This is a genomic window from Micromonospora sp. L32 (assembly GCF_052068055.1).
In the GTDB taxonomy this organism is placed as follows: domain Bacteria; phylum Actinomycetota; class Actinomycetes; order Mycobacteriales; family Micromonosporaceae; genus Micromonospora; species Micromonospora purpureochromogenes.
Genome location: NZ_JBQHDD010000004.1, coordinates 425,952 through 448,869, shown reverse-complemented (window position 1 = coordinate 448,869; position 22,918 = coordinate 425,952). Strand labels below are relative to the sequence as shown.

Sequence of the window (22,918 nt, the reverse complement as noted above, 5' to 3'; positions counted from 1 at the left end):
TGCCGTAAAGGCTAAGGGTCGCGTGTAGCGTTGACAAGCGTGTCAGAGGTGAATGCCGGTGAGCGGTCGCGACGGATGCGTGCCGAAGGGCGGCGCAGCGTCGCCGCGATCCTCGACGCGGCGGTGCGCATCCTCGGCGAACGGCCGCAGGCCAGCATGGACGAGGTGGCGAGCGGGGCCGGGGTCTCCCGGCAGACCGTCTACGCCCATTTCCCGTCCCGCGACGCGCTGCTCGGCGCCGTGGCACGCCGGCTCACCGCGCAGGCCGTGGCGGCGCTGGACGCCGCTCAGCTCGACCAGGGCCCGGCCGCCGAGGCGCTGCTGCGGCTGCTGGACGTCAACTGGCGTACCTTCGCGCATTTTCCGCTGCTGATCACCGTCCCGGAGGCCGACGCGGCAGAGTTGCACGTGCCGGTGTTCGAGCGGCTGGAACGGCTGATCCGGCGCGGGCAGCGCGCCGGAGAGTTCGACCCGGGCGTCACGCCGGCCTGGCTGATCGCGGCCACCGTCGCCCTCGGGCACACCGCTGGGAACGAGGTCGCCGCCGGCCGGATGTCCGCCGTCGACGCCGAGGCCGCGCTGCGGGCGAGCGTCCTGCGGGTGTACGGGGTCACCCCGACCCGCCCGACTCACGGCGGGGACTCAACGGCCTAGTGCCGGCTGCCGGCCAACTGGTTGCGCACGCTGCCGCGCTGCACAGCGCGGCTGATGTCGCTGGGCGAGACGATGCCGACGAGCCGCTGGTCGGTGACCACCAGCGCCCGCCCGTCGGCGCATTCGCTGAGCCGGGGGAGCAGGTCGTTGAGCTGCTCCTCCGGCCGAGCGAGCACCAGGTCCTCGGCCCGGCAGGAGACTTCGGCCAGGGTGGTGGTGCCCCGGCGGTCGGCCGGGATGCCGCGTACCCGGTCGAGGGTGACCAGGCCGACCGGCCGGCCCTCCTCGGTCAGCGGCAGCGCCGTGTGCCGGTAGGCGAACAGGTAGTGGTCGACGAAGTCGGCCACCGTCATCTCCGCCGACGCGGTCTGCGGCTGCGGGGTCATCACGTCGCCGACCCGTACCCCGTGCAGCGCGCTGCCCATCCGGGCCTGGCGTTCCTCCACGCCGGCCGCGCCGATCAGGAACCAGCCGATCAGCGCCAGCCAGAGCCCGCCCACGCCGAAGCCGGTCAGGAACTGCACCAGCCCCAGACCGATCAGCAGCGCGCCGAGGACCCAGCCGGCCCGGGCGGCCACCACGGAGGCCTTCGTCCGGTCGCCGGTGGCCTTCCAGACGGCGGCGCGCAGCAGCCGGCCACCGTCCAGCGGCGCGGCCGGCAGCACGTTGAAGATCGCCAGCAGCACGTTGATGCCGGCCAGCCAGGCCAGCGAGCCCAGCAGCAGGCCGGTCTGCCCGGCCAGCGCGAGCACCACGGCGATGGCGCCGAAGAAGAGCCCGATCAGCAGGCTCACCAGCGGCCCCACCCCGGCGATGCGCAGCTCCGCGCCCGGGCCCTTCGCCTCGCCGCGCAGCTCCGCCACGCCGCCGAAGAGCCACAGCGTGATCCCCTCGACGTGCAGGCCGTTGCGTTTGGCGACGACCGCGTGGGAGACCTCGTGGGCGAGCAGGCCGAGGAAGAAGACCACCGCGGCGGCCAGTCCGGCCAGCACGTACGCGGCCGTGGAGCGGCCCGGATACGCCTCGGGGAACTGGTTGGCCGACAGCCCCCAGGCGATCAGCAGGAAGATGACCAGGACGCTCCAGTTGACCCCGACGGGTACCCCCGCGATCCGGCCAAGCCGGAAACTCGCCCTCATGCCCGGGTCATACCCGGCCGACGCCGTCCCATGCCAGGGGCGGGCGTCACCACCGGGGCGCCTCGCCGACGATCGCCGGTGAACGGGTGGTGGCCATCTCCACCGCCCAGTCCAGCGCGCGGTCGGCCACCTTCTCCCAGCCCCGCTCGCCCACCGTGAAGTGCGACCGCCCAGGGAACTCCTGGTAGTCGGTGACCGCCCGGGACCTGCGGTACAGGTTGGCGTTCGACTTGACCAGGGCCGGCGGCGACACGTGGTCCGCGCCGCCGGCGACCAGCAGCAGCGGCGCCCGGTCGTCGCGCCCGTTGTCCACCGTCGCCGCCGAGCGGGCGTCCAGGTTGGCGAACGCCCCCTCGAAGAGCACGTGCCCGGCCGCCGGCACGGCGTATCGCTGCCAGGCCCGGTCGGACTCCTCGCGGGTGAGGGTGTTGCCGAAGGCGTACCGGAACTCGTCGGGCGTGATCGGTACGGCCCGGTGCCGGTTGCCGGGGCTGCGCAGCACCGGGTACGCCGACCGGAGGGTGCTCACCGGCAGCCGGACCACGCCCCTGGGCGCCGCCGGGGCGATAGCCACGGTGGCCGCGCCGAGCCCCTTGTCGAGCAGCACCTGGGCGACCAGCCCGCCGAAGGAGTGCCCCATGATCAGCGGTGGGTTCGGCAGCTCCCGGACGAGCGCCGCGTAGTGGTCGATGACCTGCCCCAGGGTCAGCCCGGCGATCGGGGCGGGATCGTCGCGCAGCGCCTGGACCTCCGCGTCCATCCCCGGCCAGGCGGGGGTGAGCACCTGGAAGCCGAAGGCCCGGTAGCGCCGCGCCCAGTGCTCCCAACTGCGTGGCGTCATCCACAGGCCGTGGATCAGCACGATCGTGTCGACCCGTCCGGTCGGCGCGGTGCCCATTGGCGTACCTCCCCGGTGTGCGCGGACCTGGCGGCATACCCACCGGACGGCACCGGAACCGGCGGGGGCCGACATTTGTCCTGCCCGGGTCGCGACGTTGGTCCCGGCCGTCGAGGGGCGGCGGGACTTCTGGCAGGTCCGTGCGGGTCGGACGCGGGCCGTCGGGCGGTGGTTCCGTCGCCCGGGACGGGGTCAGGCGGTGGGGGGTGGGGTGGCGAGTCGCTCGACCACCACCAGCGGTGTCCCGGGACGCACCTCGGCGAGCAGTTGCCGCTGGGCGCTGCGGGTCAGCCGGATGCAGCCGTTGGTGACGTTCTTGCCGAGCGTGTCGTCGTTGTACCAGCTGTGCAGGCCGATGTGCGCGCCCCGCAGCCCGGTCGGCACCGCGTCCGGGTCGTCGGGTATCGCGCCGAGGGCGAAGATGTCGACGCCGCCGTAGACCGCCTCGGGGGGCGGGGTGCGGCCGAGGACGAAGGTCCGTCCGAGCGGGGTGGACTGGCCCGGCATCCCGAGACTGACCGGCCAGGAGTGGGTGGCCCGGCCGTCCCGGTACCAGGTCAGCCGGTGCGACCGGCGCTCCACCACGAGCTGGTCGCGCAGCGCGACGGTGCTCCAGCCGCCCGCCGGCAGCCAGGCGATCCGCCGGTTCGCCGACGGCAGCAGCACCGCCGTCCAGCCCGTGCGGTGCTCCACCACCGGCATCGTCACCTCCACGCCGCTGATGGTCGGGGCGAGCAGGGCCAGCGGGCGTCCGCCCGGGGCGTCGTACGCGGCGATCCGCCGGGTCGGCGTCAGCCCCTCGGTCAGTGGGGTGGTGTCCTGCGGGCGCGGGTCGGAGGGGAAGCCGGTGGGCGCCGGGTCGTAGTCGACCACCGGCAGACCGGCCGGGGCGGGCGCCGCCGCTGGCACGGACTCCTCGGGGGTCGGCTCGACCGTCGGCTCGGCGGTCGGCTCGGCGGTCGGGGCGGCCGGTGCGACCCGGGCCGGCGGCGCGGACGTCTGGTCGTGCCGCAGCGCGGAGTTGACCAGCAGCGCGAGTGCGAGCACCGCCGGTACGCCGAACGCGGCGGTCAGCCACGCGATGCCGAAGCGGGACGTCAATCGCTCAAAGAACACAGAACTACTCTAAGGGACATAAAGCCGGCAGGCTCCCGCCCGGCGGAACTGCGCCGGACGGGAGCCCTGCCGGAACGGGTCAGGACAGCTTGGCGCCGACGTGGATGGCGACCGCGTCGTGGGCCGGGATGTTCGCCGCGAACCAGCCGTTGGCGTCCACCGTGATCACCGGCCCGGAGCAGGAGCCGTTGGCGTGGTCACCGTGGATCACGTCGCAGTACCGGCCGGCGGGCAGCCCGGCGTAGTAGGACCGGCCGGTGATCGCCGAGCCCTCGTCGTTGATGGTCAGGTAGCCCTTGCCGGCGCGGCTGAAGGCGATGTGCTGGTAGCCGTTGTCGTACCAGTTGGCGACCGCCGCGCCCTGGGTGGCGTTGTGGAAGCCGACCATGTTGGCGACGACCCGCCAGCGGTGCTCGCACTCCCAGCCGGAGTAGCAGGTGGTGTTCAAGGTCTTGTTGTTGGCGTCCGAGGGTGGACCCTGGTCGCGGGAGCTGAAGGTGTAGCTGGACATCACGGTCGGTGCCCCGTACGGCCAGGCCAGCATGAACGCGTTGGCCAGGGCGTAGGCGGCGCCGTTGCGGTAGGTCAGCACGTTGCCGTCGCGCTGGGTGTCGTGGTTGTCGACGAACACCTCCGCCGAGCCGCTGGGCAGGTAGCCCCACGCCTCGCCGAAGTTGCGCAGGTACGCCAGCCGCTCGTTGTTGAACATCCGGGCCAGGTCCTTGCCGTACCGGAACTCGTGCACGTCGCCGTTGCCGGTGTACTCGCCCGGGCCGATCGGCTCACCGGCGCCGTAGATGACCTCCTGCACAAGGTACGCCGAGCGGGACAGCTTGCCCTTGATGGCGGCGATGTCGCCGGCCGGCATGTGCTTGCTGGCGTCCAGCCGGAAGCCGTCCACCCCGAGGGCGAGCAGGTCGTTCAGGTACGCCGCGATCTTCGACCGGACGTAGTCGGACTCGGTCTTCAGGTCGGAGAGGTTGACCAACTCGCAGTTCTGCACCTCGTACCGGTCGTTGTAGTTGGCGATGTCGTCGCCGCCGTTGCGGCCGCAGTGGTGGAAGTCCTGCGTCTGGTAGATGCCCGGGTAGTCGTAGTGGCTGTAGGACGAGCCGGCCCAGCCGGTGCCGGGGGTGTCCTGGCCGGACATGTGATTGATCACCGCGTCGACGATGACCTTCACGCCGGCGGCGTGGCAGGTGTTCACCATCGACTGGAACTGCGCCCGGGTGCCCTTGCGCGACTCGATCCGGTAGCTGACCGGCTGGTACGCCAGCCACCACTGGTTGCCGCGGACGTGTTCCTGGGGCGGCGAGACCTGGACGTAGCCGTAGCCCTTGGGGCCCAGCACGTTCGTGCACTCGCTGGCCACCGACGGCCAGTTCCACTCGAAGAGTTGGACGATGACGTTCCTGGCGCCGGAGGGCGCCGCGGCGGCCGGGGGAGCCGCCACGGTGGTGGGGACGAGCAGGCTGGCGAGCACGCCGAGGGCGAGGATCGCCGAGCGGCATCGACGTCGATGCATCGGTACTCCCTGGGGGTCGGGGGTGGTGGCGACGCGGGGGAGGAGTTCGCCTGACGGCTTCTTGCAGCCAGGCTGAAAATTTTCGGAAAGGTTACAAGCGTGTTGCAACAACTGTCAATGGATGGAGATGCGCCGTTGCGCTGGGCGCTACACGCGCCGCGGGCCGGGACGGTTCGACGGATCGCCCGAGAAATTCCCCACCCGCACTGATCCGTACGGGCCGGACGTCCGTACTGGATGACGGAGCAGGTCGGCCGGTGGTGGTGCCGCCGTGAGTCGCGATCGAGGAGCAGATGGCCCGGGCAAAGCAGAACCAGAAGGTGACGACCGTCCGGACCACCACCAGCAGCCGTGGTGTCCGGACCACGTCGAAGCCCGCGATGGCACTGCTGATCGGATCCGCGCTCGCCCTGATGTGGGCCGGTGTGGAGCTCAGCGGCGCCGGCGGGTCGATGTACTCGTACGGCTTCTTCTTCACCGAGTTCTTCGCCGGGGTGGTCGCCCTGGTCGCGCTGAGCCTCACCGTGATGCTGGGGCTGCTCGCCACGGACCGGCTGGTGCTGAAGATCCCGCACCGGGTGTTGCTGCAGTCCGCACACCGGGCCACCGGCGTGCTCGGCGTGGCCGGGCTGGTCTTCCACGTCATCACCAAGGTCGCCATCGGCCGGGCCGGGCCGACCGACGCCGTGGTGCCGTTCGTGGGCGGGCGGGGCCTCTACGTCGGGCTCGGCACGGTCGCCGCGTTCCTGATGGTGAGCGTGCTCTGGACCGGCATCATCCGGGTCCGCTTCGCCGGCGTCGGTCCGAAGTGGTTCTGGCGCGCGCTGCACTCCATGGCGTACGTCGCCTGGCCGTTCGCGCTGCTGCACGGCCTCAACGCCGGCCGGGCGGCGGCGTCCTGGGTGACGCTGAGCTACCTCGCCTGCGTGCTGCTGGTGGTGGCGGCGCTGATGGTGCGCCTCTCCGTCCACCTCGGCAAGCGCAGCCGGGAGCAGCACCAGGCCGCCGCGATCAACAAGGCGATGGCCGGCAGGGCGACCGACGAGGGCAAGGGCCGGAGCCTGCTCGCCGGGCTCGGCCGCCGCAGGGCCGAGGCCGAGGAGAAGGACGTCCGGGGCGGCTGGGCCGAGACCACCGTCGCCGCGTCGTGGACCACGCCCACCGGCACCGCCCGGCGTCGCGACCCCGACCGGTTCACCGTGCCGGTGGTGCCCGAGCCCGGCACGCTGCGCGAGCCCGTTCGGGGCGGCCGGTCCCGCCGCGACGTCGAGGACGTGCCGACCCCGCGCCGGGAGCGTGACCTGGAGCCGGCGGCCCGCCGCCGGGACTCCGCGCCCGTCGAGCGCCGCCGGGACGCCGACCGCCCGCGCCGCCGCGACGAGGACGTCGCCCCGGTCTCCGGCGGCCGCCGGGCCCGGTACGACGAGGAGACCGCCCCGGTCTCGGGCGGTCGCCGCGCCCGCTCCGACGAGGACGTCGCGCCGGTCTCCGGCGGCCGGCGGGCCCGGCGGGACGAGGACGTCGCCCCGGTCTCCACCGGGCGGCGGGCCCGGCTCGACGCCGAGGACGTCGCGCCGGTCTCCACCGGCCGGCGGGCCCGCCGCGACGACGAGGACCTGGCCGCGAGCTACTCCGCTCCGCCCCGGCGCCGCGAGCAGCCCGAGGAGCCGTGGGACAGCCCGCGCCGCTGGGAGAACTCGCTGCCGGTGTCGGCCGAGCCCATCTCCGCCATGCCGCGCAGCGGCGCCGGCCGGCACAGCGTCGACGACGACGTGCCGGAGGAGCCGGACTACTGGCGGCCGCCGGCCCGGTACGTCGCGGACGAGGTGCCCGTCGACGACACCCCCACGCTGGTCGACCTGGCCTCCCGGCGCGCCCTGAAGGCCACCGGCGACAGCCGCCGGCGCCGCCGGCGGGCCGACGCGGACGCGGTGGACGGGGCGTACTGGGCCGGGCTGCGGGGTGAGGCGAAGTGATGCGGACCAAGGTGCCGCCGGTGGCGTGCGTCGGCGAGCCCCGGCTCACCGCCGGGTTCGCCGAGTTCGGCCGGCTCGACCTGGTCGCGCACGAGCAGGTGCACGGCCCGATCGGCCCGATGGAACCGGCGAACCTGCTCCGGCTGGCCGAGAGCATGCAGCTCAAGGGCAAGGGGGGCGCGGGTTTCCCGTTCGCCCGCAAGCTCACGGCGGTGCTGGAGTCCTGCGAGCGGCAGGACCTGCCCGCCGTGGTGGTGGTCAACGCCAGCGAGGGCGAGCCGGCGAGCTGGAAGGACAAGGTCCTGCTCACCCGGGCGCCGCACCTGATCCTCGACGGGGCCGCGCTGGCCGCGTACGCGCTGGACGCCGAGGAGATCGTGCTCGGGGTGGCCGACGACGGGGTGGGTCGGGACTCGATCACCCAGGCCCTCCAGGAGCGCCGGATGCCGGTGCCGACCAGCATCGTCACCGTGCCGCACCGGTTCATCTCGGGCGAGGGCGGTGCGCTGGTCAACGGGATCAACGGGCTGCCGCACATCCCGCCCGGCACCAAGAAGCGCTCCAGCGACTCCGGGGTGAACAACCTGCCCACCCTGCTCTCCAACGCCGAGACGTACGCGCAGCTCGCGGTCGCCGCCCGGCTCGGCCCGTACGAGTACGCGGCGCTCGGCACCGACGACGAGCCGGGCACGGTGCTGCTCACCGTGACCGGCGCGGCGAAGCGCCCGGCCGTGGTCGAGTGCGCCGCCGGCACCCCGCTGCGGGAGATCCTCGACCTGTGCGAGGTGCCGGACTCACCGGGCATCCTGATGGGCGGCTACCACGGCAAGTGGATCACCCAGGAGGCCGCGGACCGGGCGGAGGTGTCCCGCAGGGGGCTCACCAAGGTCGGCGGCACCCTCGGCGCCGGCATCGTCGTGCCGCTGGGCAGCGACACCTGCCCGCTCGGCGAGGCCGCCCAGGTGGTCCGCTACCTCGCCGGCGAGTCCGCCGGCCAGTGCGGACCCTGCAAGATGGGGCTGCCCGACCTGGCCCGCGCCGTCGACCTGGCGGTCTCCGGCAGCGCGCCGGTGGAGGTCGTCCGGGCCGCCGCCGGCGACGTCAAGGGCCGCGGGGCGTGCAGCCACCCCGACGGTACGGCCCGGTTCGCGCTCACGGCGATGGAGGTCTTCGCCGAGGATCTGCGCCTGCACACCACCGGGGACGGCTGCGGCCGGCGGGTCAAGGGCGTGATGGGGCTGCCCGGCGCGCCCGACGCCAGCCCGCAGAAGCTGACCCTCGACTGGTCCCGCTGCGACGGGCACGGGCTCTGCGCGCACGTCGTGCCCGACTTCATCCGGCTGGACGCCAACGGATACCCCGCCTTCCCGTCCACCCCCGTGCCGACCTGGCTCCGGGAGGGCGCCCTGAAGGCGGTCAAGGTCTGCCCCGAGCTCGCGCTGCGCCTCGCCAGGGCCGAATAGCAGCACCACCGAGAGGAGACGCGCCATGCGGTCGTACCCCAGGAGCGGGCCGGGTGGACGACCGCCCGCCGCGGGCCGGCTCGCCGCCGCCGGCGTCGTGCTGGTCGGCGCGCTGCTCGCCGCCGGCGGCTGCGCGGTCGGCCCGGACCCGGCCGGACCGCCCGCCGAGGTCGCCGTGCCGGCGGCCACCGCGTCGCCGCTGCCCGTGGCCTCCGGCCCGGCGAGTCCGTCGGCCCCGGCCCGGGTGCCGGACACGCTGCGTTTCACCGCGAAGACCCTCGACGGTACGGCGTTCTCGGCGGCCGAGCTGGCCGGCCGGCCGGTGGTGCTCTGGTTCTGGGCGCCCTGGTGCGCCACCTGCGCCAGCCAGGCGTGGACGGTGGCCGAGATCGCCCCGAAGTACCGGGACACCGTGCCGATCGTCGGGGTGGCCGGCCTGGGCGAGCAGCGGGCGATGAAGGACTTCGTCAGCGAGTTCGACCTGGCCGGCACGCCGCAGCTCGATGACCGGGCCGGGGCGCTGTGGCGCCGCTTCGAGGTGGTCGAGCAGAGCACCTTCCTGGTGATCGACCGGGACGGGAAGGTCGTGCACCAGGGCTTCCTGGACGGTGAGGACCTGACCCGCCGGGTCGCCGCGCTGGCCGGCTGATGGAGACGCCGCTGCTGCTCGCGCTGACCGCCGGCATGCTCGGGGCGGTCAACCCGTGCGGCTTCGCGATGCTGCCGGCGTACCTGTCGCTGCTGGTCGCCGGCGCGGGCGACGGGCGCGGTCCGGTCCGCCGGGCGCTCACCGCCGCCACCGGCCTGACCTGCGGGTACGTCGTGGTGTTCGGCGCCTTCGGGCTGGCCGTGGCGCCGCTGGCCGGTTGGCTGCGCCCCCGGCTGCCCTGGCTCACGGTGACGCTCGGGCTGGGCCTGCTGGCCCTCGGCTGCTGGCTGCTCGCCGGCCGCCGGCTGCCCGCCCCGGGCGCGGGCGTCGGCCGGGCACCCCGGCTCACCCGCTCCTGGGCGTCCATGGCGCTGTTCGGGATGGCGTACGCGCTGGCCTCGCTGACCTGCACCATCGCCCCGTTCCTGGCGATCGTGGTGACCAGCCTCCAGGCCGGCTCCACGCTGCACGGGCTGGCGCTCTTCGTCGCGTACGCGGTCGGGATGGGGCTGGTGGCCACGGTGGCCGCGCTCGGCGTGGCGCTGCTGCGCGGCGCGGTGGTGGCCCGGCTGCGCGCCGCCGGCGCCTGGGTGCCCCGGCTCAGCGGGGTGGTGCTGCTCCTCGCCGGGAGCTACGTCGCCTGGTACGGCTGGTACGAGGTCCGGCTGGCGCAGGGCCGGCGCGACGCGTTCGGTGATCCGGTGGTGGTGGGCGCGGCGCGGGTCCAGCGGGCGCTGGTCAGCGCGCTGGACGCGGTCGGCCCGGCGGTGCTCGCGGCGCTGCTGGTGGGCCTGCTGGCGGCGGCGGTGCTGTCCCGCCGCCGCGCCCGCCCCGGGGTGGCGTCGTCGGTGCCCGCCGCCGCGCCGGTCGCGGAAAACGGACGGCGGGGACCGGGAGACCCGATCCCCGCCGACGCTCAGGGGGTCAGCGGACCGGCGTGAGCCGGTCGGTGCCGAGCCGGTCGCGGAGCACCTCGGGCAGCAGCACCGAGCCGTCGGGCTGCTGGAACTGCTCCAGGATGGCCGGGAAGAGCCGGCTGGTGGCCAGCGCCGACCCGTTGAGGGTGTGCACGAAGCGGGTCTGCTTGCCGCCCGGCTCGCGGTAGCGGATGGCCGCCCGGCGGGCCTGGTAGTCGCCGGCCCAGGAGACCGACGACACCTCCTTGTACTTGCCGGTGCTCGGCATCCAGACCTCGATGTCGAGGGTCTTCTTCATCGCCGCGCTGGCGTCACCGGCCGAGAGCAGGCTGCGCTGGTAGTGCAGGCCCAGCTTCTCGACCAGGCTCTCGGCGTGGGTGAGCATCTCCTCCAGCGCCGTATCGGCCTGCTCCGGCAGGCAGAACTGGAAGATCTCCACCTTGTTGAACTGGTGGCCCCGCACGGTGCCGCGCTCGTCGGAGTGCGAGCCGGCGGCCTCGCGCCGGTAGCACGGGGTGTAGGCGAAGGCCTTCAACGGCAGCTTCCCGGTGTCCAGGATCTCGTCCTGGTACGCCCCGAGGATCGCCGTCTCCGAGGTGGGCAGCAGGAACTGCCCGCGCGGGGCCGACTCCCGGTCCAGGTGGTAGACGTCGTCGTAGAACTTGGGGAACTGGCCGGCGGCGAAGCCGGCGGTGTCCAGCAGCAGGTGCGGCGGGAGCAGGAACTCGTAGCCGGCCTTGACGTGCTCGTCAATGAACCAGCTGATCAGCGCCCACTCCAGCCGGGCGCCGATGCCGGTGTACATCCAGAAGCCGGAACCGCCGAGCTTGACCCCACGCTCGTGGTCGACCAGGCCCAGCATCCGGCTCAGCTCGATGTGGTCGCGGACCTTCTCGATGGCCGGCGGCGCGCCGTAGGTCTTCACCACCCGGTTGGCTTCCTTGCCGCCGGGCAGCACGTCGTCGGCGGGCAGGTTGGGCAGCTCGCTCATCGTGCCGCGCAGCCGGGCCTGCACCTCGTCCAGCTCGGACTCCAGCTCCGCGAGCTGCTTGCGCCCGGACTCCGGCGCGGAGACCTCCGGCTCGGCGCCGGCACGCTTCGCCGCCGCGTACGCCCGCGCCTCCGCCTTGCGGCGCTGCCGGTCGGCGTCGATCTCGCTGATCAGCGCGCGGCGTTCCTGGTCGAGCCGCTGGATCTCGTCCAGGACCCGGTTGACCTCGGCGGGATCCAGTCGCTTCGCCAGCGCGGTCGCCACCGCCTCGCGATCCTTCCGGATCAACTCCATGTCGAGCATGCTGCTCCGTACGCCTCCGTCCGGGATGTCAGGTGAGACCCCCAGATGCTACCGTCGCGCCTTCCCGCCCCCGGTACGGCCCGACGAGCCGCCGCTGCCGGGTCCGGTCCGGCGTCGTTCCTTACGGCGCGGTCTCCACCCCGCCCCGTCTCGCCCCGCACGGTGGCCGGGCGCCTCCTCACTCATCGTCACGGCGACCGACGAGGGCGCTGGCGTCACTGTCGGTGATGCCCGCCGAGGCGCTGCGCCCGCACCGCCGCCCCGGGATCCGCCCGCACCTGCCTGACCAGCGCTGATCCGCCACGCCGGTCGTCCGGCCGGGCACCCCCTTCGGATGCTTTGCTCTGCTGCCGCCGAGGCGACAGCGACGACGCGTGACTGTCGCCGTCGGGGCAGCAGAGCAAAGCGTGCGAGCAGGGTGGGTGGGGGTCGGGGAGGCGGCTACCGTGCGTGAGTGCCGGGTCGCAGCAGCGGTCGCGGTGCTGGCGGGCGCTACCGCGCCGACGGTGGTGCGGCCGGGGTCCGGTCAGAGGCGGATCGGCATCAGGATCGAGAAGGCGTCCTCGTCGTCGAGGCGCCGGATGGCCAGCGGGGCGATCGGGCCGTCCAGCTCCAGCACCAGCTGTGGACCGCCCGCGGCGTCCAGCGCGTCGAGCAGGTAGTCGCCGTTCACGCCGACCCGCAGCTCCCCGGAGTCCGCGGTGAGGTCGTCCGGGCCGAGCAGGCGCAGCCCGTCGGACTCGTCGAGGCCGAGCACGGTCACCGCCAGCGGCACGCCGTCGTGGTCGCGGGTGACGGTGGGCGCGTCGCCGTCGCGCAGCGCCGCGCGCAGGGCGGGCACGTCCACCGGGATCCGCCGGGCGGGGGCGTCGCCGGCCGCCCGGTGCAGCAGCCGGCGGTAGTCGGGAAAGTCGTACGGCAGGGCGGTCGCGGTGACCGCGCGACCCGCCACGGAGACCGTCACGTCGGGGCCGGCCAGGGTCAGGTGCGCCTCGGGGGTCATCCCGGCGCCGGTGTCCAGCAGGGCGCGGACCTCGTCCACCGCGTCGACCGGGAGCAGGGCGCGCACCGCGGGGCCGTCCACCCTGCCCGGGGTACGCGCCAGCGCCAGGCGGTGCCGGTCGGTGGCGACCAGCCGTACGCCGTCGGCCTCCACGTCGAGCAGCACGCCGGAGAGCACCGGCAGCTCCGGGTCGGCGCCGACGGCGAAGCGGACGGCGTCGACGGCGGCGGCCAGGTCGACGCGGGACAGCACGATACGGGTGGTCATCGGGGTCTCCTCGGGATCGAGCAGGACGCGGATCCGGGAGAGTTCCCTGCGGGCGTCGGCGAGGCCGTCCTCCAGCCGGCGCAGGTGCGCGTCGAGCAGTTGCCCGACCACCGCCGGCTCGGCCCGGTGGCGCAGCGCCTCGGCGATGCCCGCCACCGGCATGCCGACCCGGCGCAGGCCGGCGACCAGCCGGGCCGGGGCCACCTGTTCGTCGGTGTACCACCGGTAGCCGGTCACCGGGTCCACCCGCGCCGGGGCCAGCACCCCGCAGCGGTCGTAGAACCGCAGGGCGCTGACCGTCAGGCCGCTGGCCCGGGCCAGCTCGCCGATGCTGCGCAGCTCGTTCTCCACGACGGAGATCCTGTCGCCTCAACCAGGTCGAGGGTCAAGCGGCGGGGCGGCCGGCGCTCACCGCGGCGCGTCCAGCACCCGGAAGGTGATGCCGGCCTTGACCAGCCGGTCCAGCAGCGCGTCGCCCATCGCGGTCACCGGGGTGACCTGCCCGGCGGTGGCCGGCAGGTCGTCGCAGGCCAGGCAGAGCGCCGACTCGGCGAGCATCTTCGCCGTCTCGTCGTAGCCGGGGTCGCCGCCGGAGACCTCGGTCAGCACCCGCCGGCCCCCGCCGGAGCCGAGGAAGCGCACCCGGAACCAGGACTTCGCCCGCTGCTCGGCGGTCGGCCCCTGGCCGGAGGCGAGCCGGCCGAGCAGCCAACGCCGGGTCGGCGGCAGCTTCACCAGCCCGATCAGGCCGGCGAACCCGACCCCACTGACCAGCACCGTGGGCAGGCGCTTCACCGCGGCGAAGTGCCGGTACCGGAAGTCCGGGCCGTACTCCGGGCGGGCCGCCGCGGACCGGCGGACCACCTGCGGGTCGATGGTGGGCAGCGGCACCGCCCACATGCCGATCTCCTTCGACCGGCCCACCCGGCCCGGCACCGCGCGGACCCGCCGACCCTCGGGCCGGGGCTCGACGGCCTTGCGCTCCTTCGCCGCCCGGTTCGTCTCGCCGGTGCGGGAGAACGCGGTCAGCGCCGAGTGGTACGTGCCGGCGGAGAACCGCGCGCCCGCCCGGACGAAGCCGTCCACCGTGATCGGCGCGTCCGACGGGAGCTGCTTCACCGTGTACCAGGCGCCCAGGTCGTGCGGGATCGAGTCGAAGCCGCAGGCGTGCACCAGCCGCGCCCCGGTGCGCACCGCCTCGGCGTGGTGCCGCACGTACATCCGGTCGACGAACTCCGGCTCGCCGGTGATGTCCAGGTAGTCGGTGCCGGCGGCGGCGCACGCGGCCACCAATGGCTCCCCGTGGTGGACGAACGGGCCGACGGTGCTGGCCACCACCCGGGCGCTCTCGGCGACCGCCCGCAGCGAGGCGGCGTCGGTGACGTCGGCGGTGAGCAGCGGCAGCTCCGCCAGCGCCGCGTCGATGTCGGCCAGCCGGTCGCGGACCGCCGCCAGCTTGGCCGGGTTGCGGCCGGCGAGGGCCCAGCGCAGCCCGGCGGGGGCGTGCCGGGCCAGGTACTCGGCGGTCAGGCCACCGGTGAAGCCGGTCGCACCGAACAGGACGAGGTCGTACGGGCGGTCGTCACGCATCCGCCGAGTCTGCCATCCGGGACGGCTTTTTCACCCCTGCGGTGTGAACACGGTCCGGACGCAGCCGTCGGCCCGGTCCCGGAACAGCGCGTACCCGGCCGGGCCCTGCTCGAGCGGGAACCGGTGGGTGGCCAGGTGTTCCGTGCGCAGCTCGTCGCGGGCCATCCGGTCCAGCAGCATGGGAATCCACCGCTGCCCGTGCTGGCGGGCGCTGCGCAGGGTGAGCCCCTTGTTCATCACCGCGCCGAGCGGGAAGGTGTGGACGAAGCCGGTGAAGGTGCCCGAGACGAAGACGGTGCCGCCCTTGCGGCAGGCGTGTACCGCCTCCCGTACCGCGAGCGGGTCCTCACCGTCGCCCCGGTGGCCGGTGAGCCGGGCGGCCAGCGACCCGGGCGTCCCGCCGCCGTCGGCCGCGCCGACCGCCTCCACGCAGACGTCCGGGCCGCGCCCGCCGCTGAGTTCGCGCAGCTCCGCGGGGACGTCGGTCAGGTCGTAGTTGAGCGTCTCCGCGCCGGTGTGCCGCTCGGCCATCTGCAGCCGCTCCGGATGCCGGTCGATCACGATCACCCGGTCCGCGCCGAGCAGCGTCGCCGCCTGCGCGGTCAACTGGCCCACCGCGCCCGCGCCCCACACCGCGACGACGTCCCCGGGGCCCACCTCGCCCAGCTCCGCACCCATCCAGCCGGCCGGGGCCGCGTCCGAGGCGAAGACGGCCCGGTCGTCGCTGACCGGGTCGGGCACGGTGAACGCGCCGACGTCGGCGTACGGCACCCGGACGTACTCGGCGTGGCTGCCGGCGAAGCCGCCCAGCGCCCCGGGCTGGCCGTAGCAGCCGGCGGTGGGCTGACCCCACGCCGACTCGGTGACGGCCGGGGCGGTGCCTGAGTTGTCGCAGCAGGAGTGCAGCCCCTGCCGGCAGTACCAGCAGCTGCCGCAGGCCACCGCCGCGCTGACCACCACCCGGTCGCCGACCCGGTGCCGGCGCACCTCCGGGCCGACCTCGGCCACCTCGCCGACGAACTCGTGCCCCAGCACGTCCCCGGCGGCGACGAAGGGCAGCCGGCCGCCGAGCAGCGGCAGGTCCGCCCCGCAGGTGGCGCTGCGCCGGACCCGGACGATCATGTCGTGCGCGTTGCGCAGCTCCGGGTCGGGCACCTGGCGTACCGCCAGCGAGTCGACGCCCTCCCAGCAGAGCGCCCTCACCCCGGCACCGCCGGCCGGTCCACCGCCGAGCGGTCCCCGCGCAGCACCTCGCCGGTCTCGGTGAGCTGCTTGACCCGGCGCAGCACGTCCCGCAGGAACAGGCCCGGGTCGTCACCGACCAGGTGCGCCGCCATTCCGGGCAGGGTCGCCACCCCGCCGAGCGGCCGGGCGGCCAGCTCGCTGCCGCGCCCGCCGGGGGCCGGGCGCACGCGCAGCTCCACCGCGCCGTCCAGCGGGCGCAGCGGCTCCGGCCACCGTCCGCCGGGCAGCACCGACGCGGGCGGGCGGTCCACCGTCACCACCTGCCAGCGGCCGGGTCGCGGGTCGGCCCCGGCCGCGCGGGGCCAGCGCCCCCGCCGGGGTACGACCAGCGCACGAAGTGCCACCCCGCCGGCGACCGCCGCGAGGGTGAGCCCGCCGAGGACCCGCCGTCCCATCCGTACCACCTGTCCCTCCGGTCTCCGGGCCGGTTGCGGTACGGGCGACCGGTCACGCGCGGCCGGTCGCCCGCGTACGCCGATGGTCGGTCCGGCCCGGGTGAGCTGTGCTCCCCCCGAAGGGGTGAACCCGTCCCGGCCGGGTAAGCGCCGCCGACCGGGGGAGGAACGCGTCGACGGGGGTGGGTGCATGCCGAAGCCGCAGGTCAGCAGCAACGGGATCGCCGAGGCGTCCGCCGGCCCGCCGCCGCTGCTCGCCTCCCGGCTGACCCCGCCCGCGCTGCCCGAGCCGCTGCTGCTGCGGCCCCGGCTGACCGCACGGCTGGACGCCGGCACCGCCGGACCGGTCACCCTGGTCCGCGCCCCGGCCGGCTGGGGCAAGACCACCCTGCTCGCCACCTGGGCGCGCGGCGCGCCCGAGCCCGGGCCGGCGTGGGTCCAGGTGGAGGAGGGGGACACCGGGGAGCGGCTCTGGGCGTACCTGGCGGCGGCGCTGCGCGGGGTGGGGGAGGCGGAGGAGGAACCGGCCGTACCGGTGGCCCCGCCCCGCCCCGACCAGTTGGAGCTGCTCGCCGCCGCCCTGGCCGCCCGGGACCGGCCGCTGCTGCTGGTCCTGGACGACCTGCACCGGGTCACCGACCCGGCCGCGCTGACCGGGTTGGAGTTCCTGCTGCGGCACACCGACGGACGGCTGCGCCTGGTCGCCGGGGCCCGCACCGAGCTGCCGCTGGCCCTGCACCGGCTGCGGCTGGCCGGCGAGCTGACCGAGCTCGGCCCCGAGGAACTCGCCTTCACCGACGACGAGGTCGCCGACCTGCTGGTCGCGCACGGCGCGCCGCTGCCCGCGACGGCGGTCGCCCGGCTCCGGGAGCGGACCGGCGGCTGGCCGGCCGGACTGCGGTTCGCCGCGCTGGCGGCCCGGGACCGTCCCGACCCGCAACGGTGGGCCGAGCGATTCGGCGGCGACCAGCCGGACGTCGCCGCGTACCTGCGGGCGGAGGTGCTGTCCGGGCTGACGCCGGCGGCGCGGGACCTGCTGCTGCGGGCGGCGGTCGCGCCGGCGGTCCGCGCCGACCTCGCCGACGCACTGACCGGCCGGGGCGACGGTGGGCAGGTGCTGGCCGGGCTGGCCCGCGACGGCGGCTTCCTGCACCGCGACGACAGCGACCCGCCCTGGTACCGGGCTCACCCGCTGCTGGCCGACCTGCTCCGCGAGGAACTTGACGGGCTGGGCGACGACGAGCGGCGTGACCTGCACCTGCGGGCCGCGGGCTGGTACGCCGGCCACGACCGGCCCGCCGAGGCGCTGCGGCACGCGCTGGCCGCAAAGGAGTGGGAGCGGGCCAGTGAGCTGCTGCTCAGCGGCTGGCCGGAGCTGGTCCCGTACGACCGGGAGGCCGCCGCCGGCCCGCCGCCACCGGCGCCGCCGGCCGAGGCGGTGCGCCGGGACCCGGAGCTGGCCCTGGCCGGCGCGGCCGAACGGGCGTACGCGGGGGACAACGCGACCGCCGCCGCCCGGCTGCGCGAGGCCGTGGCGGCGGCCCGGTCACTGCCCGCGCCGCGCCGGGACCGGTTCCGCCGGCTGGCCACCGCGCTGGAACTCACCCTGGCCCGGCTCGCCGGCGACCACCGGGAGGTACGCGACGCCGCCGCCCGGCTGCTCGCCACCCGCGACCCGGCGCAGGTGGAGAGCCCGGACACCGACGACCCGCGGACCGGCGAGGACGCCGACCTGCGGGCGGTGGCCGGCACCGCGCTCGGCCTGGTCGACCTCGCCGAGGGTGACCTGCGGGCGGCCTCGGCGACCTTCGGCGCGGCGCTCGACGCCGCCCGACGGGCCGGCCGGCCGCGCACCGAGCTGGTCTGCGCGACGCGGTGCGCGCTGCTGCACGCACTGGCCGGGGAGCTGCGGGCGGCGGAGCGGACCGCCCGGGCGGCGCTGGAGATGCCGTCCTGCCAGGGATGGTCGAGCCGGGCCGAGTGCGCCCACGCCCACCTGGCGCTGGCCCTGGTGGCGCTGCACCGCGACCAGCCCGAGGAGGCCACCGCGCACCTGGCGCTCACCGGCGCGGCCGGCGGGGACGCGACGGTCGCCGCCGCGGCGGCGCTGTGCCGGGGCGCGTTGCTGCACGACGCGGCGGAGCCGGCGGCGGCGACCCAGTTGGTCGCCCGGGCCCGGGAGGAGCTGGCGTCCCGGTCCGCCGCCGGTGATCTCGCCGACCGGCTGCTCGCCGAGGAGGCGGACCTGCGCAGCGAGCAGGGCGACGTGGACACCGCGCGCGGGCTGCTCGCCGACCGGGCGCGGGCACCCGAACCGGCGCCGGTGCTGGCCCTGGCCCTGGCCCGGGTGGAGCTGCGCGCCGGTGACGTGCGGGCGGCCGGTTACGCGCTGCCGGACTGGGACGCCCCGGCCGCCGGGGACTGGCCGCTGCCGGTACGCCTCGCCTCGGGCGTGCTGGAGGCGGTGCTCGCCCGCCGGGGCGGCGACGACCGGCGCGCCGGTCGGCTGCTGGAACGGGTGCTCGACCTGGCCGGCCCGGAGGGCTACCGGCGGGTGTTCACCAGGGCGGAGCCGGCGGTGCGCGACCTGCTCGCCGCCCACCTCGACTCCGGCACGGCGCACTGGCCGACGGTGAGCGACCTGGTCCGGGGCGCCGACGAGCCCGCCGACCGGGGACCCGCCGGCGCGGAGCGGGCACTGGACGAGCCGCTGACCGAGCGGGAGCTGACCATCCTGCGCTACCTGCAGAGCATCCTGTCCAACGTGGAGATCGCCAGCGAACTGTCGGTGTCGGTCAACACCGTCAAGACGCACGTGCGCAACATCTACCGCAAGCTCGACGCGACCCGCCGACGGGAGGCCGTGCGGCGGGCCCGCGAGCTGCGGCTGATCTGACGAGGCGCGGGGCCGATCGCCGCCGGGCGGTGCGATCCCGGCGGTGGTCGGCGCGGCGTGGTCAGCTGCCGGCCGCCGCGTCCACGGCGGCGAGCAGATCCGGCAGGTCGTGCCCGCCCTCGTGCCGGACCTCGTTGACGAACAGGGTGGGGGTGCCGTTGACCCCGCTGCGGATCCCGCCGACGAAGTCCCGGCGTACCCGGTCGGAATACGCCTGCCGCTCGACCTCGGCGCCCACCTCCTCGGGTGGCAGTCCGAGCTGTTCGACGCCGAGGGACAGGTGCACCGGGTCCAACTGGTCCTGGTGCTCGTAGAGCCAGTCGTGCATCTCCCAGAACCTGCCGCGCCGGGCGGCCGCCTCGGCGACCTCCGCCGCGCTCTCCGCGTACGGGTGGACGTTGGCGATCGGGAAGTGCCGGTAGACCAGCCGGACGGTGGCGGTGCGCTGGCGCAGCACCTCGGCGAGGTTCGGGTACGCCGCGCCGCAGAAGCGGCACTGGAAGTCCCCGTACTCGACGATCGTGACCGGTGCGTCCACCGGCCCCCGGACGTGGTCGGTCCCGTCCACCGGCGTGCGCAGCCGGGCGGTGACCTGGAGCGGCGTCGTCATCGGGTCACCACCCGCCGATCGGAGACGAGTTGCTCCAGCGCGTCGAGGATGCCGTCGGCGCCCGGATTCACCTCCGGCGGCGACAGGTGGCTCCAGGCCACCGTCTGATCCGGGTCGAGCACCACCAGCGCCCGCGCGGACTCCCCGTGCGGGGTGTACGCGCCGTACCGGCGGGACACCTCGCCCTTGGGCTCGAAGTCGGCCAGCAACGGGAACGTGATCCCCCTGGCCTCGGCGAAGGCCTGGTGCGACCAGATGCTGTCGACGGAGAGGCCGAGCAGCACCGCGTCGTACCGCTCGAACTCCGGCATCGCGGCCTGGTACAGCACCATCTGGTCACCGCAGACCGGGGTCCAGTCGGCGGGGTAGAAGGCGAGGACCACCGGCCGGCCGCGGAACTGCCCGGGGCCCGTACGCCGCCCGTCCGGGGTGGCCGGCAGGGTGAAGTCGGGCGCCGGGCTCCCGGGTGTGATCAGCCCGTCGGAATCAGTCATGACTCCCACGTTGCCCGCCGGCCGGGTGAAGTCGGTTCACCCGGGCCGGGTGGTCTCAGCGGCCCACCGTGACGTGGTTGTGGACCTCCCGGATGCCGGGGGCGGACCAGACGATCCGCTCCACCTCGTCGCGCTCGGGCACGGAGTGCACCAGGCCGTCGATGACCACGGTGTCGCCGTACACCCGGACGCTGATCCGGTCCGGCTCGGTGGCGCCGCTGCGGGCGAGCGCGTCGACGATCCGGTCGGGCAGCTCGTCGCCGGTCGGCGGGGTGGACGGCCGGACGGTGATGCCGTTGCTGACCCCGCGTACGCCGGTGAGCCGGCCGACCACCCGCTCGGCGGCCCGGCGCTGGTACTCCCACTCCACCCGGCCGCGCAGCGTCACCCACGCGCCGGCGACGGTCACCTCCAGGTCCTCCACCGGCACGAAGGCGTCCCACTCCAGGGCCCGCTCGGCCGCCCCGGCGATCTCCGTGTCGGTGCGCTCGGCCGACGGGGTGATCCGCACGGCCAGGTCGTTGGCGACGGCCCGGACCCGGGCCACCCGGTGCGCGGCCCGCTCGGCGGCCCACTTCGCGGCGTAGCTGTCCACCCGTCCGGTCAGCGTCACCACCCCCTCGGCGACGGTGACCCCCACCTCGGCCGGGCTCACCCGGGGCTCCCAGGTCAGCTCGTCGAGCACGTCGGTCTGGATGTCCTGGTCGGTACGCGTGACGATGGTCGCGCTGGCCATGCGCTCACTCCTCCCGGGGATCGGGACACGGGGCGGGCGCAGAGCCCGCCGAACCGCGATCCTGCCCGCACACCGGATGAGTCCCCCTCACCCGCACCGGGTGACCGGCTGCCCGCCCGGGCATCGACAACCCGGGGTGGGCTCGGGCACGATCTGGCGGTCGGCGAGGGGCGGGGCGATGGACGGGGTGCGCCGGGCGGGGCGGGCGCTGTGGCGGGTGGCCCGGCACGAGTGGACCCTCGTGGTGCTCGCGTCACTGCCGCTGGCCGCCGCGCTGACCTGGCCGACGCTGCGCGACCCGGCCGGCACCCTCCCGCAGGACACCGGCGATCCGACCCTGCAGGCGTGGCAGGTCGCCTGGGGCGGGCACGCGCTGCGCACCGACCCGGCCCGCCTCTGGCACTCGAACACGTTCTTCCCCGAGCCGTACACCTACGCCTACTCCGACACCCTGCTGGGCTTCGCCCCGTTCGCCCTGGTCGGCGAGGGACCGGTGGCCGCCGTCGTCCGCTACAACCTGCTCTACGTGCTGGTGCACGCGCTCGCCTTCGTCGGGGCGTACGCGCTGTCGCGGCAGTTGGGTGCCGGGCGGGCGGGGGCGGCGGTGGCCGGGGCGTCGTTCGCGTACGCGCCGTGGAAGCTGGCCCAGGCCGGGCACCTGCACGTGCTCAGCATCGGCGGGGTGGCCCTCGCGCTGGCCATGCTGGCCCGGGGCCACGGCTGGTCGCTGCGTCACGGGTACCGGCCCGACCGGGTCCGTCCCGGCTGGGCGGGAGCCGGCTGGGCGGTCGCCGCCTGGCAGGTCACCCTGGGCTTCGGCATCGGCCTGCCGTTCGCGTACGTCCTGGGTCTGCTCGGCCTCGCCGTCGCCGGGGCGTACGGCGTCACCTGGTGGCGGCGCCGGTCCCGGCCGATCGTTTCGCGCGGCCTGTTCCTGGCCGACCTGGCCGGGGTCACCGGGTTCGCCGGGGTGAGCCTGCTGATGGCGGCGCCGTACCTCGAGGTGGTGGCCCGCCACCCGGCCGGCCGGCGGACGGCCGCGCAGGTGGCGATGTTCTCCCCGCCGGCCCGTGGTTTCCTGACCGCGCCGCCGGAGTCGTGGCTGTGGGGCGAGCGGCACGGCGCGGCGCGGGCGACGCTCGGCTTCCCGGGGGAGATGACCCTGCTGCCCGGCGTGGTGCTGATCGCGCTGGCGGTGGCCGGGCTGGCCTTCTCGGCCTGGCGGGTGTGGCAGCGGGTCGCGCTGGCCGCCGGGGTGCTGGTCAGCCTCGCCCTCGCGGCGGGGACCAGCTTCGGCGGCGACGGCGACCCGGGCTACCTCACCCTGATGCGGCACCTGCCGGGCTGGGACGCCCTGCGCACCCCGGGCCGGCTGGTGCTCTGGACGACGCTGCTGCTGGGCGTGCTGGCCGCCGGGGCGCTGACGGTCCGGGAGCGGCCGCCGGCCGGGGCCGGTCGCGGGGACTGGCGTCGGGTGGCGCTGGCGCTCCCGGCGCTGCTGGTGCTGGCCGAGGGGGTGAACCGGACCCCGCACGTGCCGGTGCCGGCGCAGCCGGTGGCGTTGCGCGGCGTCGCGGGCCCGGTGCTGGTGCTGCCGCTGGGCGGCATCCGCGACTACCACGTGATGCTCTGGTCGACCGACGGCTTCCCGTCCACGGTGAACGGGCTGGCCTCGTTCACTCCGGACAGTCAGCAGCGGATCCGGGCGGCCGGCGAGGGTTTCCCGGACGCCGGGTCGGTGGCGTACCTGCGGGCGGCCGGGGTGCGCACGGTGGTGCTGCTGCCCCGGTACGCGACCAGCACGCCGTGGCAGGGCGCGGCGGCCCGTCCGGTCGAGGGGCTGGGGATCCACCGCGAGCGGGTCGGCGACGCGGTGGTCTACCACCTCGACCGGGCGAGCTGACTGGGAGCGCTTCCACAGAGCCGCCAGCGTCGGCTTCCTCGGCAGCTCGAGCGGCAGCACCGGCGTACCCGCGGTCACCTGCACCAGCCGCTGACCGGCCGGCGCGAGCGACCGTGCAGTGCGACGTGGCGGTGTCCGGAGTCCCGGA

At 75.4% G+C, this 22,918-nt stretch carries 19 protein-coding genes; 7 read left to right on the top strand and 12 right to left on the bottom strand.

What is annotated here, in order from left to right:
* The first annotated feature begins 39 nt into the window (after positions 1-39).
* Positions 40-654, top strand: a complete 615-nt coding sequence (locus ACTMTB_RS13985) for a TetR/AcrR family transcriptional regulator (protein WP_218895955.1) — start codon at positions 40-42, stop codon at positions 652-654.
* On the opposite strand, the gene ACTMTB_RS13980 is transcribed toward ACTMTB_RS13985, so the two are convergent.
* From ACTMTB_RS13980 to ACTMTB_RS13965, 4 genes are all read right to left on the bottom strand, one after another.
* A complete protein-coding gene (locus ACTMTB_RS13980) occupies positions 651-1,793 on the bottom strand; it encodes a site-2 protease family protein (RefSeq protein WP_441145652.1) in 1,143 nt (380 codons plus the stop codon). The two genes, ACTMTB_RS13985 and ACTMTB_RS13980, sit on opposite strands and share 4 nt — an antisense overlap.
* 46 nt (positions 1,794-1,839) lie before the next feature.
* Positions 1,840-2,691 carry an alpha/beta hydrolase gene (locus ACTMTB_RS13975; protein ID WP_441145650.1) on the bottom strand — a complete coding sequence of 284 codons (852 nt, stop codon included), beginning with the start codon at positions 2,689-2,691 and terminating at the stop codon, positions 1,840-1,842.
* 192 nt (positions 2,692-2,883) lie between these two features.
* Positions 2,884-3,807 carry a L,D-transpeptidase gene (locus ACTMTB_RS13970; RefSeq protein WP_441145648.1) on the bottom strand — a complete coding sequence of 308 codons (924 nt, stop codon included), beginning with the start codon at positions 3,805-3,807 and terminating at the stop codon, positions 2,884-2,886.
* Between the two features lie 79 nt (positions 3,808-3,886).
* Positions 3,887-5,332: an alpha-amylase gene (locus ACTMTB_RS13965; protein WP_441145646.1), complete on the bottom strand. Its 1,446-nt coding sequence runs from the start codon at positions 5,330-5,332 to the stop codon at positions 3,887-3,889.
* A 293-nt stretch (positions 5,333-5,625) separates the two neighbouring features.
* Here ACTMTB_RS13965 and ACTMTB_RS13960 point away from each other — a divergent pair, with 293 nt between their 5' ends.
* The 4 genes from ACTMTB_RS13960 to ACTMTB_RS13945 are packed head-to-tail and all read left to right on the top strand — an operon-like array spanning position 5,626 to position 10,361.
* A complete protein-coding gene (locus ACTMTB_RS13960) occupies positions 5,626-7,308 on the top strand; it encodes a hypothetical protein (protein ID WP_441145644.1) in 1,683 nt (560 codons plus the stop codon).
* On the top strand, positions 7,305-8,771 hold the full coding sequence (locus ACTMTB_RS13955; protein ID WP_441145642.1) for an NADH-ubiquinone oxidoreductase-F iron-sulfur binding region domain-containing protein: 1,467 nt from the start codon (positions 7,305-7,307) through the stop codon (positions 8,769-8,771). The genes ACTMTB_RS13960 and ACTMTB_RS13955 overlap by 4 nt, the downstream gene beginning before the upstream one ends.
* A gap of 25 nt (positions 8,772-8,796) precedes the next feature.
* Entirely contained in the window at positions 8,797-9,420 is a 624-nt protein-coding gene (locus ACTMTB_RS13950) for a redoxin domain-containing protein (RefSeq protein WP_441145640.1), read from the top strand.
* Positions 9,420-10,361, top strand: coding sequence for a cytochrome c biogenesis CcdA family protein (locus tag ACTMTB_RS13945; RefSeq protein ID WP_441145638.1), 942 nt, complete (start codon positions 9,420-9,422; stop codon positions 10,359-10,361). Before ACTMTB_RS13950 ends, ACTMTB_RS13945 begins: the two co-directional genes overlap by 1 nt.
* Here ACTMTB_RS13945 and serS read toward each other — a convergent pair.
* The 5 genes from serS to ACTMTB_RS13920 form a co-directional block, all read right to left on the bottom strand.
* Positions 10,345-11,631 (bottom strand): serine--tRNA ligase, encoded by a 1,287-nt coding sequence (gene serS / locus ACTMTB_RS13940; RefSeq protein ID WP_441145636.1) that lies wholly within the window; start codon positions 11,629-11,631, stop codon positions 10,345-10,347. The genes ACTMTB_RS13945 and serS overlap by 17 nt on opposite strands.
* A 526-nt stretch (positions 11,632-12,157) precedes the next feature.
* On the bottom strand, positions 12,158-13,240 hold the full coding sequence (locus tag ACTMTB_RS13935; protein WP_441145926.1) for a MerR family transcriptional regulator: 1,083 nt from the start codon (positions 13,238-13,240) through the stop codon (positions 12,158-12,160).
* A gap of 69 nt (positions 13,241-13,309) precedes the next feature.
* Positions 13,310-14,491, bottom strand: a complete 1,182-nt coding sequence (locus tag ACTMTB_RS13930) for a saccharopine dehydrogenase family protein (RefSeq protein ID WP_280838001.1) — start codon at positions 14,489-14,491, stop codon at positions 13,310-13,312.
* Positions 14,492-14,521: 30 nt separating this feature from the next.
* On the bottom strand, positions 14,522-15,694 hold the full coding sequence (locus ACTMTB_RS13925; RefSeq protein ID WP_441145634.1) for a zinc-dependent alcohol dehydrogenase: 1,173 nt from the start codon (positions 15,692-15,694) through the stop codon (positions 14,522-14,524).
* Positions 15,691-16,131: a hypothetical protein gene (locus tag ACTMTB_RS13920; protein ID WP_441145632.1), complete on the bottom strand. Its 441-nt coding sequence runs from the start codon at positions 16,129-16,131 to the stop codon at positions 15,691-15,693. Before ACTMTB_RS13920 ends, ACTMTB_RS13925 begins: the two co-directional genes overlap by 4 nt.
* A gap of 124 nt (positions 16,132-16,255) precedes the next feature.
* Between ACTMTB_RS13920 and ACTMTB_RS13915 the strand changes: the two genes are divergently transcribed.
* Positions 16,256-19,027, top strand: coding sequence for a LuxR C-terminal-related transcriptional regulator (locus tag ACTMTB_RS13915; RefSeq protein WP_441145924.1), 2,772 nt, complete (start codon positions 16,256-16,258; stop codon positions 19,025-19,027).
* Between the two features lie 61 nt (positions 19,028-19,088).
* On the opposite strand, the gene ACTMTB_RS13910 is transcribed toward ACTMTB_RS13915, so the two are convergent.
* Genes ACTMTB_RS13910 through ACTMTB_RS13900 form a run of 3 tightly spaced genes read right to left on the bottom strand, consistent with a single transcriptional unit; the run spans position 19,089 to position 20,867 of the window.
* Positions 19,089-19,637: a DsbA family protein gene (locus ACTMTB_RS13910; protein ID WP_441145630.1), complete on the bottom strand. Its 549-nt coding sequence runs from the start codon at positions 19,635-19,637 to the stop codon at positions 19,089-19,091.
* Positions 19,634-20,131 (bottom strand): redoxin domain-containing protein, encoded by a 498-nt coding sequence (locus ACTMTB_RS13905; RefSeq protein ID WP_441145628.1) that lies wholly within the window; start codon positions 20,129-20,131, stop codon positions 19,634-19,636. The genes ACTMTB_RS13910 and ACTMTB_RS13905 overlap by 4 nt, the downstream gene beginning before the upstream one ends.
* A 55-nt stretch (positions 20,132-20,186) precedes the next feature.
* The gene (locus ACTMTB_RS13900) at positions 20,187-20,867 is read right to left on the bottom strand and encodes a BON domain-containing protein (protein ID WP_280837995.1); all 681 of its coding nucleotides are present in this window, start codon (positions 20,865-20,867) and stop codon (positions 20,187-20,189) included.
* Positions 20,868-21,045: 178 nt separating this feature from the next.
* Between ACTMTB_RS13900 and ACTMTB_RS13895 the strand changes: the two genes are divergently transcribed.
* Positions 21,046-22,770 carry a hypothetical protein gene (locus ACTMTB_RS13895; RefSeq protein ID WP_441145625.1) on the top strand — a complete coding sequence of 575 codons (1,725 nt, stop codon included), beginning with the start codon at positions 21,046-21,048 and terminating at the stop codon, positions 22,768-22,770.
* Positions 22,771-22,918: the final 148 nt, after the last annotated feature.

What these genes read in the sequence shown, in the direction of transcription:
- ACTMTB_RS13980 (WP_441145652.1), bottom strand. Translation starts at nt 1,793, where the DNA reads ATGAGGGCGAGTTTCCGGCTTGGCCGGATCGCGGGGGTACCCGTCGGG.
- ACTMTB_RS13975 (WP_441145650.1), bottom strand. Translation starts at nt 2,691, where the DNA reads ATGGGCACCGCGCCGACCGGACGGGTCGACACGATCGTGCTGATCCAC.
- ACTMTB_RS13965 (WP_441145646.1), bottom strand. Translation starts at nt 5,332, where the DNA reads ATGCATCGACGTCGATGCCGCTCGGCGATCCTCGCCCTCGGCGTGCTC.
- ACTMTB_RS13960 (WP_441145644.1), top strand. Translation starts at nt 5,626, where the DNA reads ATGGCCCGGGCAAAGCAGAACCAGAAGGTGACGACCGTCCGGACCACC.
- ACTMTB_RS13950 (WP_441145640.1), top strand. Translation starts at nt 8,797, where the DNA reads ATGCGGTCGTACCCCAGGAGCGGGCCGGGTGGACGACCGCCCGCCGCG.
- ACTMTB_RS13945 (WP_441145638.1), top strand. Translation starts at nt 9,420, where the DNA reads ATGGAGACGCCGCTGCTGCTCGCGCTGACCGCCGGCATGCTCGGGGCG.
- serS (WP_441145636.1), bottom strand. Translation starts at nt 11,631, where the DNA reads ATGCTCGACATGGAGTTGATCCGGAAGGATCGCGAGGCGGTGGCGACC.
- ACTMTB_RS13930 (WP_280838001.1), bottom strand. Translation starts at nt 14,491, where the DNA reads ATGCGTGACGACCGCCCGTACGACCTCGTCCTGTTCGGTGCGACCGGC.
- ACTMTB_RS13920 (WP_441145632.1), bottom strand. Translation starts at nt 16,131, where the DNA reads ATGGGACGGCGGGTCCTCGGCGGGCTCACCCTCGCGGCGGTCGCCGGC.
- ACTMTB_RS13910 (WP_441145630.1), bottom strand. Translation starts at nt 19,637, where the DNA reads ATGACGACGCCGCTCCAGGTCACCGCCCGGCTGCGCACGCCGGTGGAC.
- ACTMTB_RS13905 (WP_441145628.1), bottom strand. Translation starts at nt 20,131, where the DNA reads ATGACTGATTCCGACGGGCTGATCACACCCGGGAGCCCGGCGCCCGAC.
- ACTMTB_RS13900 (WP_280837995.1), bottom strand. Translation starts at nt 20,867, where the DNA reads ATGGCCAGCGCGACCATCGTCACGCGTACCGACCAGGACATCCAGACC.
- ACTMTB_RS13895 (WP_441145625.1), top strand. Translation starts at nt 21,046, where the DNA reads ATGGACGGGGTGCGCCGGGCGGGGCGGGCGCTGTGGCGGGTGGCCCGG.